Raw genomic sequence first — 16,460 nt, forward strand, 5'->3', positions numbered from 1 at the left:
CAAACAAGAACCCCGCGCCTTCCGGCGCGGGGTTCTTTTCGTGCCTTGCGCGAAGGGATCAGCCCTTGAGCTTGGCGACTTCCGGCCCCCAGACCTGGACCAGCTGGATTTGCGTCGCCTTGAGCGTGGCGATGCGGCGCTGTGCCGAAAACTGCATGAACACCCCCACCACCGGCGGCAGCACGATGAACAGCATCCACCCCAGACCCGCCGCGCCGTACATCGCGACGAGGTTGAACACGTCGGTGAGCTGGCTCACCGCCGCCTCGATGGTGTGCCGCCCGGTCCACAGGTTGAGGAGGAAGGGCGAGGTCCCGGCGAAGTTCAACCCGCCGACGCAGATCCATTCGTACTTCTCCGAACTGCGGTCCACCACATAGGCCGCCGCAGTGGGCAGCAGGGCGAACAGCAGGAACACCACCGTCGGCAGGAACATCAGACCGATGAAGATCACCAGCGACACCACCAGGATGCGGCTCATCGTGCCGCCCTTCGCCTGCGGTCTGGCGGGCGGCGGGGCGGCGGTCCTGCGGGCGGCGGGTTTCTTGGCCATGGCTCACCACAACTGCATCGCAAGGAGAACGCAGATGGTGATCAGGCCGATCATCACCGACATGATCGCAGCGGTCTGCTGGCCGACCCGCTGCGCCTGGGCGTCGCGGGTCGTGGTGTCGTTCTCCAGGTCGAGGATTTCCTGATCCGCGCCGGCGTATTCCGCCTTCGCCCAGGCGAAGCCGTCCAGGTCCTTCTGCCGCTCCTCCACGTCGTCGAGCGTGTTGTAGAGGTCGGGCAGGCTGCCCTTGCGCACCAGCTTCGGCACTTCGCGCTCCAGGCGGCGGCGCACATCGCGGTTGTGATAGCTGCTGATGATCGGGCCGACCAGGCCGCCGATCCAGCCGGAGAGTCCGTGCAGCACCTCCGGCCCGAGGCGCCATTGCAGCACCGCGAGCAGGCTCAGGAGCCCGAGCGCCGAGGTATCCGCCTGGGTGCTGTTCAGGGCGTTGATCTGCTTGTCCACATCGAAATTGAAGCGCGCGGCGACGAAGGCGATGATGTGGCGGTCCGCCGGCCAGGATTTGCCGTCCATGCGCTTGGCCGCCGCGTCGAGCGCGGGCAGCAGGTCCTCGATGTCGAGCACGTAGTCGGAGAGCACCAAGGGGCTCAGGCACGGCAGGCTTTCGTTGAGTTCGTAGAGGCAGCGCTCCACGCCGAAGCCCGGCTGCGATTGGCGCAGGTAGCCGCGGATCGTCTTGACATGCGCCATGGTCTGCACGAACGCCGGGTCGAAGGCGGGCTGCGCCTCGAGCCAGCCCTCGGGAACCTCCCGCAGGATGCACTCGGCGATGATGCGCACGTCCTTCTGCCGCATCGTCGCCACCGCCAGCATCGGCCCCAGCGCGTCGAGGAAGAAGCTCGCCGACTTGTAGCGCAGCGGCCCATGCGGATCGAGCAGCATGCACACCCGCGCCACCACCGTATCGGTGGTCTGCCCGTTGCCCCCGGAGGCCGAGAAGCTCGCGGCGCGCACCTGATCGGCCACCGCCTCGGCCAAGGCCTTCTCGTCCAGCGAGCGGCGCAGCCACACCTCGACCTGGCCGTCCATCACCGGACCGGCCGCCTGCTCCCAATTGGCGGCGAGCATATGGGCAAGCTCGCGCCGCGACACCACCTCGGCGCCGCAAAACCGGAAGGGGCGCTGCGCGCGTTTCTCCGGCTTGGCGAGCAGCGGGCTCAACCGCCGCCCGGCGAGCCACATCTTCACCCCGTCGAGGTCCCAGCGCATCTCCGGCGTGTCGATGAGAAGACCGCGCAGCACCTCGATCATCCCCAGGGAGAAGCGCGCCTCCCCCGTCAGCGCCGCGAAACTGCCCGCGGTGATCTTGGCGCGCAGAAGCTCGTTGCCCTTGGCGCTGCCGGGGCGATGCCCGATCAGCAGGAACAGCAGGGTGACGCCGAAGGCGTACATGTCGTCGGCATAGGTTCCCGGACCGCGCCCCTCCGGCCGGGCCATGGCGGACTCGATGGTCTCGCAGATTATCGGCTGGTCGTAGGCGGGCGGCGCGCTGACGCACTCGCCGAACACCGGGCGCGTGCGCTCCGCATCCATGAAAAAGAGATTGGTCGGGCGGATGCCGCGATGCACCACGCCGCGGCCCTTCATCTCCTCCAGCCCCTGGGTCAGCGGCTTGAGAATGATCTTCTGGTAGTCGTTGTCGGACATCGGGGTGAAGGTGTCCTCCAGGGACGACACCACGCGCCCGCCCGCCGGACGCTCGAAGATCACCAGCACGATCTGACGCTGCAGGGGCGGCCACAGCACGAAGTCGTAATCGACCAGCGGCAGCACCGCGTTGAACGGCTGCCCCTTCATCGCCTGGATGGTGTTGAGCCGCACCGGCAGGTCGGGCGACAGCGCCAGGGCGAACACGGGGCGGCCGCCGCGGCGGTCCTCCGCCGCATAGGCCATGGCGTTGGGGGAGTTCAACTCGGGCAGCGGACGCCCGGGATAGACCATGAAGCGCTCGCGGAGCAGGACGCCCCCGTCCCCGCCGGGGGCCGGAGGCATCTGGTTCACGGCCTGTACGGCAGCCCCTTCGGCCATCCGACAAATGCTCCTTCGATCGCCTGGACCCGATTCGAGCCTTCGGGATCAGAGTGTGGCATTTTACCCGGCGCGGTGCAATCCGACCCGTATTACGAGGCGAAGGGGTCCTGCACCAGGATGGTGTCCTCGCGCTCCGGGCTGGTGGAGAGCAGCGCCACCGGGGTCTCGATCAACTCCTCGATACGGCGCACGTACTTGATCGCGTTGGCCGAAAGCTGCGCCCAGGAGCGCGCGCCGAAGGTGCTTTCGCTCCATCCCGCGATGGTCTCGTAGACCGGCTTCACCGCCGCCTGCTCGGTCATCGAGGCGGGCAGGCGGTCGATGCGTTCGCCGTAGAGGTCGTAGGCGACGCACACCTTCACTTCCGGCAGGCCGTCGAGGATGTCGAGCTTGGTCATCGCGATGCCCTTGACCCCGCCGGTCTTCAGCGCCTGGCGCACCGCCACCGCGTCGAACCAGCCGCAGCGCCGCCGCCGCCCGGTCACCGTGCCGAACTCGCGGCCGCGGTCGGTAAGGATTTCCGCGGTCTTGTCGAAGAGCTCGGTGGGGAACGGCCCGGAGCCGACGCGCGTGGTGTAGGCCTTGGCGATGCCGAGGACGAACCCCACCGCCGACGGCCCCATGCCGGAACCCGCCGCCGCCTGGCCGGAGACGGTGTTGGACGAGGTGACGAAGGGATAGGTGCCGTGATCGACGTCGAGCATCGCGCCCTGCGCGCCCTCGAAGAGGATCTGCTTGTTCTCGCGGCGCAGGCGGTCGAGTTCCAGCCACACCGGCTTGGCGAACGGCAGCACCTTGTCCTTCACCGCCAGCAGTTCCGCCTTGAGCAGCACGCCGTCGATCTCGGCGACGCCGAGGCCGCGGCGCAGCGCGTTGTGGTGGGTGAGCAGGCGCTCGATCTTGTCGTCGAGCGCGGCGAGGTCCGCGAGGTCGCAGACGCGGATGGCGCGGCGCGCCACCTTGTCCTCGTAGGCCGGGCCGATGCCGCGGCCGGTGGTGCCGATCTTGCCCGCCTCGCTCGCGTTCTCGCGCAACTGGTCGAGATCGCGGTGCAGGGGGAGGATCAGGCTGGCGTTGTCGGCGAGCGCCAGGATGTTCGGGTTGATGTCCACCCCGAGCTTGCCGATGCGCTCGATCTCGTCGATCAGGGCCCAGGGGTCCACCACCACGCCGTTGCCGATGAACGACGGCTTGCCGCGCACCACGCCCGAAGGCAGCAGGCTGAGCTTGTAGGTCACCCCATCGACCACCAGGGTATGCCCGGCGTTGTGCCCGCCCTGGAAGCGCACCACCACATCGGCGCGCTCGGACAGCCAGTCCACCACCTTACCCTTGCCCTCGTCGCCCCACTGGGCGCCGACCACCGCGACATTGCTCATGTTTCTCTCGCTATTCTCTAAAGAGCTATCCGACCACCGGGCACGGATGCCCGTCCTTCAGGAAATGCGTACACCCGAGGCGCTGCGCCTCCGCCGCCCAGTCCGCCGCCGCCGCCACCGCGGCGACGGTGACGAAGCCCTGCGCCTGCAGGGCCTCCAGGCACGCGCGCGACACCTCGGAAAGCGGCACCAGCACCCGCGCCGCAGGCGCGGGCTTGGGCAGGATGCCGATCAGGGAATGCAGGTAGAGGCTGGCGCCGGCGGCGGGCTCCTGCCCGGCGAGGCCGCCGTAGCGGCCGCCGCGGCCGAGATGATTGCGCCACCCCGGCGCGAAGAAGGTGAAGCACACGCCGGTGTGGTATTCGAAGCCGCGGTTCTCCACCGCGTCCAGGCTGAGCGCGATCTCCGGCGCCAGCGCGCGCAAGCGCGCCGCCACCGCGGCGAGGCGGTCGCGCCCCGCCGCCGCCGCGGGCGGCAGGTCGATCGCCTCCAGCATCGGGAAGGCGGCGTCGAACGGCCCGCACACCGCGAGCAGGCGGCCGAGCACCGGCGCGACGGAAGCGGGCAGCGCCGCCACCTCGGCAGCGTCCTTGTGGTCGAGCGCATGACGCGCGGCGCGCTTTTCCGCATCCGAAAGGCCCGCAGCGCCGAGAATCAGCGGCGCCAGGGGCGGCAGAGTGAGATCGACGCACACCTGCGGCACGCCGATGCGGGAGAGTGCCTCCGCGGCGATGCGGATCACCTCGGCGTCCGCCTCGGCGGTATCGGGGCCGATCAGCTCCAGCCCCGCCTGGATGAACTGGCGGTCGGGGCGCAGCTGGCTGCCCTTCACCCGCAGCACGTCGCCCGCATAGGACAAGCGCAGGGGCCGCGGCTCGCGCGCAAGGCGGGTGGCGGCGATGCGCGCCACCTGCACCGTCATGTCGGCGCGCATGCCCATCATCCGCTGCGTCACCGGGTCCATGACGCGGAAGGTCTGCGCCACCAGGTCGGTCCCCGCACCGGCGAGCAGGCTTTCCTCGAATTCCAGGAGCGGCGGCTTGACGCGGTCGTAGCCATGTGCGGAGAAGCAGCCGAGCAGGGACTGCACCACCGCGGCCTCGAACGCCGCCTTGCCGGGCAGAACGTCCCTGAGGCCCGCAGGCAGCAGCGCCCGGTTCATCGGTTCGGTCATCTCAGGCCCCTATGCCTTCCCCTGCCCGCCGCGAAACGCGGCAAGGCTGTGGTGTACCCCGATTGCCTACCCGAGGGCAACACCTTCACGCGTCCCTGCGCACAGTATGCGCGTGGTTGAGCGGCCCGTTGCCCCGGCCGAATCCCGGCGCGGTTTCCAGCGCGCGGCGCACATAGGCGCGGGCGCGCGCCACCGCATCGGGCAAGGCGAGGCCCTGGGCGATGCCGCAGGCGATGGCGGAAGCGAGCGTGCAGCCGGTGCCGTGGCTGTGGCGGGTGTCGATGCGCAGATCGGCGAAGCGGGTGAGCCCTTCGGCGGTGAGCAGCAGGTCCACGGTGAGGTGGCCCTCGAGATGGCCGCCCTTCACCAGCACCGCCTTCGGTCCCAGTTCCAGAAGCTGCTTCGCCGCGGCAAGCATGCCCGCCTCGTCGGCGATGGAGAGGCCGGTGAGCACCTCCGCCTCGTAGAGATTGGGGGTGATCAGCGCGGCGCGCGGCAGCAGCATCCACTTCAGGGTCTTCACCGCCTCGGATTCGAGCAGCAGCGCGCCGCCCTTGGCCACCATCACCGGGTCCACCACCAGGGGCACCGCGGGCGCGGATTGTTCCAGGCACTCCGCCACGCCGCGGATCACCGGCGCGGCGGCGAGCATGCCGGTCTTGATCACGTCGGCACCCAGGTCCTCCAGCACCACGCGCATCTGCGCCTGGATGAACTCCACCGGCACCGCGTGGATGCCGTGCACGCCCAGGGTGTTCTGCGCGGTGAGCGCGGTCACCGCGGTCATGGCGAACCCGTCGAGCGTGGTGACCGTCTTGATGTCGGCCTGGATTCCCGCGCCGCCGCCGGAATCCGACCCCGCCACGATGAGCACCCGTCCGCGCATCCGCTGTTTTCCCTTTTCGTTCTCAGGCGGTCTTGGTCTCGAACACCGAGACCACCCAGTCCACCACCGCCTTGACCGCCCCTTCGTCCTCGCCCTCGGCCATCACGCGGATCACCGGCTCGGTGCCGGAGGAGCGGATGAGCAGCCGCCCGCCGCCCGCCAGGCGGTTTTCCGCCTCGGCCAGCGCCGCGGCGACGTCCGGTTCGGCAAGCGCCGCCTTGGCCGCGTCGCGGCTTTTGAAGCGCACGTTCTTCAGCACCTGGGGCAGCGGGTCGAAGACGTGCAGCACCTCGCTCGCCAGGCCGCCGTCCTCCACCAGGGCGGCGAGCACCTGCAGCGCCGCGGCCAGCCCGTCGCCGGTGGTCGAATAGTTGCCGAGGATGACGTGCCCCGACTGCTCGCCGCCGAGGTTGTAGCCCAAATCGCGCATCGCCTCGACGACGTAGCGGTCGCCCACCTGGGTGCGCCGCATATGCAGCTTCTTGCCCGCCAGGAAGCGCTCCAGGCCGAGGTTGGACATCACCGTGGCGACGACGCCGCCGCCCGCCAGATCCCCGGTTTCCGCCCACTTGCCGCCGATCAGGCCGAGCACCTGGTCGCCGTCGATCTCGCGGCCGCGCTCGTCGCACAGCACCACGCGGTCGGCGTCGCCGTCGAGCGCGATGCCGAGGTCGGCGCCCTCCTCCACCACCGCGCGGGAGAGCGCCTGCGGATACATCGCGCCGCAGCGGGCGTTGATGTTCATGCCGTCGGGGGTGACGCCGATCGGCACCACCTCGGCGCCGAGTTCCCACAAAATCGTCGGCGCGACGCGGTAGGCCGCGCCGTTGGCGCAGTCGAGCACGATCTTCAGCCCGTCGAGGCGGCGGCCGGAGGGGAAGGTGCTCTTGACGTATTCGATGTAGCGGCCGGAGGCATCCTCCAGGCGGCGCACCCGCCCGAGGCGCGCCGGTTCCACCAGCGCCGCCTCGACGCCGTTGCCGACCAGGGCCTCGATCTCCGCCTCGGTCTCGTCGGAGAGCTTGTAGCCGTCGGGGCCGAACAGCTTGATGCCGTTGTCCTCGTAGGGATTGTGCGAGGCGGAGATCATCACGCCGAGGTCGGCGCGCATGCTGCGGGTGAGCTTGGCCACCGCCGGGGTGGGCAACGGCCCGGTGAGCAGAACGTCCATGCCGACGGAGGTGAAGCCCGCGGTCAGCGCCTGCTCCAGCATGTAGCAGGAAAGCCGCGTATCCTTGCCGATCACCACGGTGTGGCGGTATTCCCCGCGCTGGAACTGGCGGCCCGCGGCCATGCCGATCTTGAGGGCGGTGGCTGCGGTCATCGGCTCGCGGTTGGCGGTGCCGCGCACCCCATCGGTCCCGAACAGGCGTCTTGCCGTCATTTCCTGAAACTGTCCCCGAATTGCAACGTTGAAACCGTCCAGACCCTACTGAATCCTCTCCCCGGAGGAAAGCTCATTCGGCACGGTCGATCGCCGCCTGCATGCGGACCGCCTGCACCGTCTCGGCGACGTCGTGGACGCGCACGATGTTGGCGCCGCCGCGCAGCCCGGCGAGCGCGATGGCGAGAGACCCCGGCAGGCGCGCCTTCGGCGGCATGTCGCCGCACACCCTGGCGATCAGGCTCTTGCGCGAGGCCCCCAGCAGCACCGGCACGCCGAGGCCGCGATAGAGCGAAAGCCAGCGCAGGATCGACAGGTTGTGGTCCATCGTCTTGCCGAAGCCGATGCCCGGATCGACGCAGAGGCGTTTGCGCTCGATGCCCGCGGCGGCACAGGCCGCAACGCGGCCGCGCAGGTAGTCGAACACGTCGAACGGCGCGCAATCGTAGACCGGATCGGCCTGCATCGTCTGCGGCTCGCCCCGCATGTGCATCAGCACCACGTCCACGCCGGAGGCGCGGGCCACCCGCAGCGCCTCGGGGTCGCCGGCGAGCGCGGTGACGTCGTTGATGATGCGCGCCCCGGCCTCCACCGCCGCGGCCATGGTGGCGGCATGGCGGGTGTCCACGGAGACGCACACGCCGCGCTCCGCCAGCGCCCGCACCACCGGCGCGACGCGGCGGATTTCCTCTTCCGGCGGCACTTCCGCGGCGCCGGGGCGGGTGGACTCGCCGCCCACGTCGATGATCGTCGCGCCCGCATCCGCCATCGCCAGGGCGGCGGCGATGGCGGTCTCCGCCTCGATGCGTTCGCCGCCGTCGGAGAAGCTGTCGGGGGTGACGTTGACGATGCCCATGACGTGCGGGCGGTCCATCGGCAGACCGGCGAAGTCGGGCAGCGGGTCCTGTAGGGTTTCCAGAAGCGCATCGGTCTGCGGGTGGAGGCCCTCCACCTCGCGCACCGAGAGGCGGTAGACCGAAACCTTGTCCGCCGCCCGCGCCACCAGATAGGCGCAGCAGAACGCCTGTTCGGTGCCGCCGAACCACACGGCGCGCCCGGACTCCACGATGCCGCGCGCCGCCGCGCCGGACAAGAGGTCCGCCGGCGCGAGGTAGACCTGCGCCGCAGACGGAAAAGCGATACCCAGCCCTGGGGCCGGGTATCGCATGCGTTGTACGGAATGTTCGGTGGTCACGTCGCTCCCCCGTCCCCCCACAGGCCGGATCACGCCTCGGGCTGCGGCTCCGCCCCGCCCGCCGCGGGCTGGCCGCCCGCCGTGGGCACCGAAGCGCGGCGTCCGCCGTCGCGGCCGCGCGGCGCCGCAGGGTCCTCGCGCACGATGGTTTCGCCACGCAGCAGCGCCTTGATCTCCTCGCCGCTGAGCGTCTCGTATTCCAGGAGGCCGTTGGCGATGATTTCCAGCTCGCTGCGCTTCTCCTCGAGGATCTTCTTCGCCTTGGCGTTGCCCTCCTCCACCAGCTTGCGGATCTCCTCGTCCACCTTGCGGGCGGTCTCGTCGGAGATGTTCTTGGTGCGCGTCACCGAGTGGCCGAGGAAGATCTCCTGGTCCGGCTCCTCGTAGGCGAGCGGGCCGAGGGTGCTCATGCCCCACTGCGTCACCATGGCGCGCGCCATGGAGGTAGCCATGCGGATGTCCTGCTGCGCGCCGTTGGTCACCTTCTCCTCACCGAAGATCATTTCCTCGGAGAGGCGGCCCGCCATCGCCACCGCGATGCGCGCCTCCAGGAACTCCTTGGACATGCTGTAGCGGTCCTTCTCCGGCAGGCCCATCACCAGACCCATGGCGCGACCGCGCGGAATGATCGTCGCCTTGTGGATCGGGTCGGAGACCGCGTATTCGAGCTGCACCAGCGCGTGGCCCGCCTCGTGATAGGCGGTGAGGCGCTTCTCTTCCGGCCCCAGAACCATGGAACGGCGCTCCGCGCCCATCATCACCTTGTCCTTGGCTTCCTCGAACTCGCTCATGGTGACGACGCGCTTGGAGCGCCGGGCGGCCATCAGCGCCGCCTCGTTCACCAGGTTGGCGAGGTCCGCGCCGGAGAACCCCGGCGTGCCGCGGGCCAGAATCTTCGGATCGACATCCGGCCCCAGCGGCACCTTGCGCATGTGCACGCGGAGAATCTGCTCGCGCCCGCCGACGTCCGGGTTGGGCACCTGCACCTCGCGGTCGAAGCGGCCGGGGCGCAGCAGCGCCGGGTCGAGAACGTCGGGGCGGTTGGTCGCGGCGATGAGGATGACGCCCTCGGTGGATTCGAAGCCGTCCATCTCCACCAGGAGCTGGTTCAAGGTCTGCTCGCGTTCGTCGTTGCCGCCGCCCAGGCCTGCGCCGCGGTGGCGGCCCACCGCGTCGATTTCGTCGATGAAGATGATGCAGGGCGCGTTCTTCTTGCCCTGTTCGAACATGTCGCGCACGCGCGAAGCGCCGACGCCGACGAACATCTCGACGAAGTCGGACCCGGAAATCGTGAAGAACGGCACGTTGGCCTCGCCCGCGACGGACCGCGCGAGCAGGGTCTTGCCGGTGCCGGGCGGACCGACCAGCAGCACGCCCTTGGGGATCTTGCCGCCGAGGCGCTGGAACTTCTGCGGATCGCGCAGGAACTCCACGACCTCTTCAAGCTCGACCTTCGCCTCCTCGATGCCCGCCACGTCCTCGAAGGTGACGCGCCCCTGGTGCTCGGTGAGCAGCTTGGCGCGCGACTTGCCGAAGCCCATGGCCTTGCCGCCGCCGCCCTGCATCTGGCGCATCAGGTAGATCCACACGCCGATGAGCAGCAGCATCGGGAACCACGACACCACGATGCTCCAGAAGCTCGGCGCGTTCTCCGGAACCGGCTCGGCGACGATCTTCACGCCCGCGGAGCGCAGGGTGGAAACCATGTTGGGGTCGGCGGGCACGTAGGTGGAAAAGCTCTCGCCGCTCTGCATCTGTCCGGAAACCTGGCGGCCCTGGATGGTGACGGAGCGGACCACACCCTTGTCCACCATGTTCATGAAGTCGGAATAGGCGACGGTGTTGCCCTCCCGCACCTTGTCCGAACCTTGAAACTCGCTGAAAACCGCCAGCAGCAGGATGCCGATCAAAGCCCAGAGGGCGATGTTTTTGCCAACGTTCAATGCGGAAGTCCTTCCCTTGCACCTGGATGGGCCAAAACCGCGCCGTTTCTGCGCATCGGCTCCAGGTCAATACATAAGGCGTGCGCCCGGCTACGCAAGCCAAACCGTGCAGGCCGACACGCCGTGCGGCGGCCGGAAACGCACCGGCGAAACGCCGGGATCATAGCCCAGGAGTCCGGGCACGCAAACACCATCGACGGCATCGGCCACCGGAATTCGCGCAGCCACGGCGCAGGAGGGCGGAGCCTCCCCCGGCCCGAGGGCGGAAAAGGCGGCGAGAACCGCCTCCCGCTCCGCCGCGTCGCGGGGATAACGCAGGCGTCCATCCCACTCCGCCGCAACCGAAAAGCGCCCATCCCACAGGCCCTCGGCGCGGCGCGGCGGCACGGCGGAACGGCACTCCCGCAGAATCCACAGCCCGCCGCCGCCGGGGCGCAGCACGCAGCCCGCCAGCGTCGCCCCCTGCCCGGCGAGCAGGGTTTCGCAGGCGCGGTCCAGCGCAAGGCGCGGCGGCGCATAGCCGCCGCCGCCGATGCAGCGCAACAGCGCGGCGAGGAAGCCGCGGTCCGCCGCCGCGTCACGCGGCGCGGCGCGCCATGCGGCGACATCCACCCAGGCGAAGCCGAGGGAAGAGACGCGCGCCCACGCCTGCACGCGGGCGGCGGTGGCTGCCTCCGCCGCGGCGCGGCGCGCCTGGGCGGCGGCGATGGCGGCGTCCAGCGCAGAGAGCTTCTCCTGCGGCAAGGCGGCGAGGCGCTTGCGCACGCGGTTGCGCTCGAATATCCCGGAGGCGTTGGAGGGGTCCTCGATCCACGGCTGGCCGAGCGCGCGGCAGAGTTCTTGCAGCTCCGCCTTCTCGCAGCCCAGAAGCGGCCGCAGCACCCGCACGTCGCGGCGGGCGTCCAGCGCCGCCATCCCCGCTTCGCCGGGGCCGGGGCCGCGCGCGGCGCGCATCGTCACCGTCTCGCGCTGGTCCCCGGCGTGATGGGCGAGCAGCAGGTGCAACACGCCTTCGGCACGGCAGACGGCCTCCAGCGCGGCGTGGCGGACGTGGCGCGCCGCCGCCTCGATGCCGGTTTCCGGTTTCTCCCCCTCCCAGACGAGAATACGGTGCGGAATATCGAGGTCCGCGAGCCAGCCGCCGAGACGCGCCGCCTCCGCCGCGGACTCCGGGCGCAGGCGATGGTCGAAGGTGACGGCGAGGGCGGAACCGCCGCGCGCGCGGCACCAGGCGTCGGCAAGGCGCAACAGCGCCAGACTGTCCGCGCCGCCGGAAACCCCGACGGCGAGCAGGGGGCGGGATTCGAAGCCGCCGAACCCCGCCATCGCGGCGTCGAAACGCGCGCGGATGTCCGCGATGCTGCCGCCTACCGGCACTTGAGCTCGGTGCGGGTCTTGCGCGCCAGGTCCAGCACCGCCTTCGACGCGCCCGGATACTCCTTGAGCAACTGGTCGAACGCCGCGCAGGCCTTGTCCGACTGGTTGAGCTTGCGCATCGAGAAGCCGAGCTTGAACAGGCTGTCCGGAGCCTTGGAGCCCTTGCGGAACTTCTTGTAGCCGTCGGCGAAGGCGATCGCCGCCTGCTCGAACTGGCCGCGCACGTAATAGGTCTCGCCCAGCCAATACTGGGCGTTGCCCGCGAACTCGCTGTCGCCGTGCGCCTTGAGGAAATCCTTGAACGCCACTTCGGCCGCCGCGTAGTCGGCCTTGAGCAGCAGCGATCGCGCGGCGCGGTAGGCGTCCTCGGCGCTCTGCGCGGGCGGCGGAGGCAGCGGCTGCGACGGCGCGGTCCGGCCGAGCTGCGCGGGCGCGGGCGCGGGTTTCGGCGCGGTTCCGGCGGCGGCGGGCGGCGGCGGCTCCGCCGCGGCGGCGCCCGGCGGCGCGCTCTTTTCCAGCGGCTGCAGGCGGAAGTCGATGTCCGCCTGCATGCGCTCCATGCGTTCCTTGTTCTGGTCGATCTTGTAGGAAAGGTCCTCGATCTGGCCGGTGAGGTCGCGCATCTGCTCTTCCATCTGGCCGATGCGCACGAAAAGCGAAGCCGACGCATCGGGGGAGAGCGCCTCGCCGCCGCCGCCCGCCTGGTCGCGGTAGAGCTGGCGCTGCAGCACCTGGAGGTCGCGTTCCACCCGCTCCAGCCGGGAAGCCAGGCTGCCCGCGTCCTGCGCCGGCGCAATGCCGATGACGGCGAGCACGCCGACGGCGGCGAACACTCCGGTCAAAATGCTTCTGCGCATGCGCGCGGCCACGCCCTGGATCATGCCTCTTCCTTCCCGCTTCCCAGAGAACCGATCAAAACATAAGGGCGCCCACCGTTCTTCGCACGGCGAGGAACGGCGGGCGCCCGACACACTGTCTCCGCTGACGCGGAGAAGGCTTTACTTCGCGACGACGGTCACGGCGCGACGGTTCTGCGCCCAGGCATACTCGTTGGAGCCGATCACAGCCGGACGCTCCTTGCCGTAGGAGATGACCTTCACGCGCGCGTCGGCAATGCCCTGAGCCTTCAGGAACTGCTTGACGGCGTTGGCGCGGCGCTCACCCAGCGCGAGGTTGTACTCGCGGGTGCCGCGCTCGTCGGCATGGCCTTCGACGGTGACCTTGGTGTTCGGATAGGTCTTGAGCCAAGCGGTCTGGCCCATCAGGGTCTTCACCGCGGACTCATCCAAATCGGAACGATCGAACGCGAAGAACACGCGGTCCTTGGCATTCGCGATGAAATGCTCCGGGGTGCCCGGAACCGGCGCATTCATCGCAGCGCCCTTACCGGCGCCCGACGCGTCACCACCTTCTTGCGGACCAGAGGCGCAAGCCGCCACAAGCAGGCTGGCCGCCACAACACTCAAAACACTAATCTTCATTGCCTTCTTCTCCCCACTCGGGAATTAAAAACGATACGGCCACACGGCTGCGGCACGACCGCCGGAAAACCGATCTGGTTGGCCTTTGTCATACTTCAACCGCATTGGGTTAGCTATCGGAATCCGAAATTGTCTCTACCGCAGCCCCCAAATGTGATCTTCTTGCCACACCCGCCGACGCCCCGTCCCGATCAGGGGATCAACGGCGACCATGCCGGGTCCGACGCCTGCACCGGAGTCACCACCCGGCGTTCATTGTAACCGGTTAAGTCGATACTGTAGAGATAAGAATCGCCGCCGCGCCCACGCGAGTCCGAGGGGGTCTGGCGGAAGTACATGAGGACTCGGCCGTTCGGCGCCCAGGTCGGCCCCTCCACCAGATAACCGTCGGAGAGCAGGCGTTCGCCGGTGCCGTCGGGTTTCATCACGCCGATGAAGAAGCGCCCCTGCGCTATCTTGGTGAAGGCGATGTAGTCGCCGCGCGGCGACCACACCGGCGTGGCGTAAAGGCCTGCGCCGTGGCTGATGCGGCGCACACCGGAACCGTCGGCGTTCATCACGTAGAGCTGCTGGTTGCCGCCGCGGTCGGAGTTGAACGCGATGCGCTGCGAATCGGGAGAATACGACGGCGAGGTGTCGATCGCCGGGGTGTTGGTCAGGCGGCGGCGTTCCAGGGTGCGCAGGTCCATGGTGTAGATGTCGGAACTGCCGCCGCGCGCCATGCTCATGATCACCCGGTTGCCGTCGGGGGAGAAGCGCGGCGCGAAGGTCATGCCGGGGAAATCGCCCAGGCGCTCGCGCTTGCCGCTGTCGATGTTGTAGAGGTACACCCGCGGCACGCCGTTGTAGTACGACATGTAGGTGATTTCTTGCAGCGACGGCGAGAACCGCGGCGTCAGCACCAGGTCCGCGCCGTCGGTGAGGAAGCGGTGGTTGGCGCCGTCCTGGTCCATGATCGCCAGGCGTTTGATGCGCTTCGTCGCCGGGCCGTTTTCCGCGATGTAGACGATGCGGGTGTCGAAATAGCCGGATTCGCCGGTGAGGCGCTCGTACACCGCATCCGCGATGATGTGGGCGATGCGCCGCCAGTTGCCGGGTTCGGTGACGTAGGCCTGGGCCTTCAACTGCTGCGTCGAGAACACGTCCCAGAGGCGGAATTCGACGCGCAGGCGGCCGTCGGCCTGCACCTCGGCGCGGCCCTGCACCAGCCCTTGCGCATTGATCGCCTGCCAGTCGGGGAAGCGCGGCTGCACCTGCATCGAGGCGAAGCTCTGGATGAAGGCGCGCGGGTCGATGCCGCGGAACAGACCCGAACGCTCGAGGTCGGCCTGCAATACTCCGGCAAGGTCCGCGCCGACGCGCGAGGACTGCTCGTCGCCGCCGCCGAAGGCCGGAATGGCGATCGGGATCGGGTCCACGTTGCCGCGGGTGATGTCGATGCGCAACTCGGCGCGCGCCGCGCCGGAGAAGCCCGCGACCCCCAGCGCAACGGCGAAAAGGGCCGCGCCCAGCCGCCCCCACGCGCGAGACAACACCTTGATCATCGAGAAACCCCTTTCGGCAACGGCTTGATTACAGACGGTCCTGCGGACGGAAGAACAAACGCACCTCGCGCCAGACTTCATACTTCTTCTGCGGCGCCTGCACCGGGCTCGCCATAAATACGGCGCGCAGAGCGCTTTCCGCAAGGGAGCGGAACACCGGATCGTGCGCCATGCGCGCCTGATCGACGATGCGCGCGTTCCGCACCGCGCCGTTGGGATCGAAGGAGACGGCGATCTCGATGACGATGTCGAGCGCCCCCGCCTTGCCCGGATCGACGTTCCAGTGCTTCTCGATCTGGGCGCGGATCATATCCATCTCGGAAAGCGTCAGCACGTCGCCGAAGCCCTCGCGGTCCTTGGAGATGGCGGGCGCCTCGATCGCGCCGGAAGTGCCGGTCTTGCCGCCCGCGGACTTGCCCGGCGGCATGTTGGCGGGCGGCGCGGTGTCCTTGCGCATCTTGTCCACCGAGGCCATCAGGTCGTCGAAGGAGGGGCGCGGCTTCTGCTTCTTCTTGAGTTCCTCGGCCTTCTTCTTGGCGTCGGCCTCGGCCTTCTTCTTGGCGTCGGCCTCGGCCTTCTTCTTGGCGTCGGCCTCGGCCTTCTTCTTGGCGTCGGCAACCTTCTTCGCATCGGCGGCCTGTTTCGCCTCCTCGGCCTTTTTCTCCTCAAGCAGCGCGGCCTTGGAGGGCTCCTCCTTCGGCGCGGGCTTGGGCGGTTCCGGCTTCGGCGGCGGCGGCGGCGGGGGTTCCGGCTTCTTCGGCTCGGGCTTCTGCTCCTCCGCCTTCTTTTCCGGCTGCTTTTCCTCGCCCTTCGGCTTGTCGATGGCGGTGGCCTTCGGCAGCGAGGTCTTCTCCCCCACCGTCACCTTGCTCAAATCGACGATGAGGATGCGCTCGGTCAGTTCCGGCGGTTCCGGAGTCAAATAGGGCAGGCCGACGATCCCGAACAGGATCACCGCCAGATGCAAGGCCAGGGAGTAGCCGAGCTCGCGCCTCATGATGGGTGCCTACGTCCTCACGGCTTCTTCCGGGGCTTGCGCGCGGCGTCCTTGGCGGGCGGCGCGCCGGTCCCGGTTTCCAGGCCGACCTTCTCGATGCCCGCATCCTTGAGCGCCTGCATCACCCCCATCACCGCGCCATAGGTCGCCACCTTGTCGCCGCTGATCACCACGCCGAGTTCCGGGTTGGCACGCTTCATCTCGACGACGCGGCCGATGAGCTGCGTCATGTCGGAGACCGCGTCGGTGCCGAGGTAGACCACGCCGTCCTCGTCCACCGAGATGCGCAGCGAGCGGTTGGCGTTGGCCAGCACCTCGGTGCCGCCCTTCGGCAGGTCGAGCGGCACGCCGGTGGTCATCAGGGGCGCGGTGACCATGAAGATCACCAGCAGCACCAGCATCACGTCCACCATCGGGGTGACGTTGATCTCGGACATGCGCGCCGTCTTGCGCCGCCCGTTGCGCCGCCGCCCGCCGGAAACCGCCATAGCCATG

14 protein-coding genes are annotated in these 16,460 nt (G+C 69.1%); all 14 read right to left on the minus strand.

Annotated features, from left to right (window positions below):
• Nucleotides 1–58 precede the first annotated feature (58 nt).
• Nucleotides 59–553, minus strand: coding sequence for a hypothetical protein (locus O7R11_RS01940; protein WP_337995783.1), 495 nt, complete (start codon nucleotides 551–553; stop codon nucleotides 59–61).
• A gap of 3 nt (nucleotides 554–556) precedes the next feature.
• Complete coding sequence (locus tag O7R11_RS01945; protein ID WP_337995784.1) at nucleotides 557–2,602, minus strand: protein kinase family protein; 2,046 nt, start codon at nucleotides 2,600–2,602, stop codon at nucleotides 557–559.
• A gap of 92 nt (nucleotides 2,603–2,694) precedes the next feature.
• Complete coding sequence (locus O7R11_RS01950; protein ID WP_337995785.1) at nucleotides 2,695–3,984, minus strand: adenylosuccinate synthase; 1,290 nt, start codon at nucleotides 3,982–3,984, stop codon at nucleotides 2,695–2,697.
• A 25-nt stretch (nucleotides 3,985–4,009) separates the two neighbouring features.
• On the minus strand, nucleotides 4,010–5,158 hold the full coding sequence (locus tag O7R11_RS01955) for an ATP phosphoribosyltransferase regulatory subunit (protein WP_337995786.1): 1,149 nt from the start codon (nucleotides 5,156–5,158) through the stop codon (nucleotides 4,010–4,012).
• Nucleotides 5,159–5,243: 85 nt separating this feature from the next.
• Nucleotides 5,244–6,044, minus strand: coding sequence for a bifunctional hydroxymethylpyrimidine kinase/phosphomethylpyrimidine kinase (gene thiD / locus O7R11_RS01960; protein ID WP_337995787.1), 801 nt, complete (start codon nucleotides 6,042–6,044; stop codon nucleotides 5,244–5,246).
• Between the two features lie 22 nt (nucleotides 6,045–6,066).
• Nucleotides 6,067–7,428 carry a phosphoglucosamine mutase gene (gene glmM, locus O7R11_RS01965; RefSeq protein WP_337995788.1) on the minus strand — a complete coding sequence of 454 codons (1,362 nt, stop codon included), beginning with the start codon at nucleotides 7,426–7,428 and terminating at the stop codon, nucleotides 6,067–6,069.
• A gap of 73 nt (nucleotides 7,429–7,501) precedes the next feature.
• Nucleotides 7,502–8,623, minus strand: coding sequence for a dihydropteroate synthase (gene folP / locus O7R11_RS01970; protein ID WP_337995789.1), 1,122 nt, complete (start codon nucleotides 8,621–8,623; stop codon nucleotides 7,502–7,504).
• A gap of 29 nt (nucleotides 8,624–8,652) precedes the next feature.
• Complete coding sequence (ftsH, locus tag O7R11_RS01975; RefSeq protein ID WP_337995790.1) at nucleotides 8,653–10,566, minus strand: ATP-dependent zinc metalloprotease FtsH; 1,914 nt, start codon at nucleotides 10,564–10,566, stop codon at nucleotides 8,653–8,655.
• A 90-nt stretch (nucleotides 10,567–10,656) separates the two neighbouring features.
• Nucleotides 10,657–11,943: a tRNA lysidine(34) synthetase TilS gene (gene tilS, locus O7R11_RS01980; RefSeq protein WP_337995791.1), complete on the minus strand. Its 1,287-nt coding sequence runs from the start codon at nucleotides 11,941–11,943 to the stop codon at nucleotides 10,657–10,659.
• On the minus strand, nucleotides 11,934–12,824 hold the full coding sequence (gene ybgF, locus O7R11_RS01985) for a tol-pal system protein YbgF (RefSeq protein WP_337995792.1): 891 nt from the start codon (nucleotides 12,822–12,824) through the stop codon (nucleotides 11,934–11,936). Before ybgF ends, tilS begins: the two co-directional genes overlap by 10 nt.
• A gap of 117 nt (nucleotides 12,825–12,941) precedes the next feature.
• Nucleotides 12,942–13,424 (minus strand): peptidoglycan-associated lipoprotein Pal, encoded by a 483-nt coding sequence (gene pal / locus O7R11_RS01990; protein ID WP_337995793.1) that lies wholly within the window; start codon nucleotides 13,422–13,424, stop codon nucleotides 12,942–12,944.
• A 191-nt stretch (nucleotides 13,425–13,615) separates the two neighbouring features.
• On the minus strand, nucleotides 13,616–14,968 hold the full coding sequence (gene tolB, locus O7R11_RS01995) for a Tol-Pal system beta propeller repeat protein TolB (RefSeq protein ID WP_337995794.1): 1,353 nt from the start codon (nucleotides 14,966–14,968) through the stop codon (nucleotides 13,616–13,618).
• 28 nt (nucleotides 14,969–14,996) lie between these two features.
• Nucleotides 14,997–15,965: a cell envelope integrity protein TolA gene (gene tolA, locus O7R11_RS02000; RefSeq protein ID WP_337995795.1), complete on the minus strand. Its 969-nt coding sequence runs from the start codon at nucleotides 15,963–15,965 to the stop codon at nucleotides 14,997–14,999.
• 17 nt (nucleotides 15,966–15,982) lie between these two features.
• Nucleotides 15,983–16,459 carry a protein TolR gene (tolR, locus tag O7R11_RS02005; RefSeq protein ID WP_337995796.1) on the minus strand — a complete coding sequence of 159 codons (477 nt, stop codon included), beginning with the start codon at nucleotides 16,457–16,459 and terminating at the stop codon, nucleotides 15,983–15,985.
• Nucleotide 16,460: the final 1 nt, after the last annotated feature.

It is taken from the genome of Oleispirillum naphthae (assembly GCA_027864655.1).
Lineage (GTDB): Bacteria > Pseudomonadota > Alphaproteobacteria > Rhodospirillales > Rhodospirillaceae > Oleispirillum > Oleispirillum naphthae.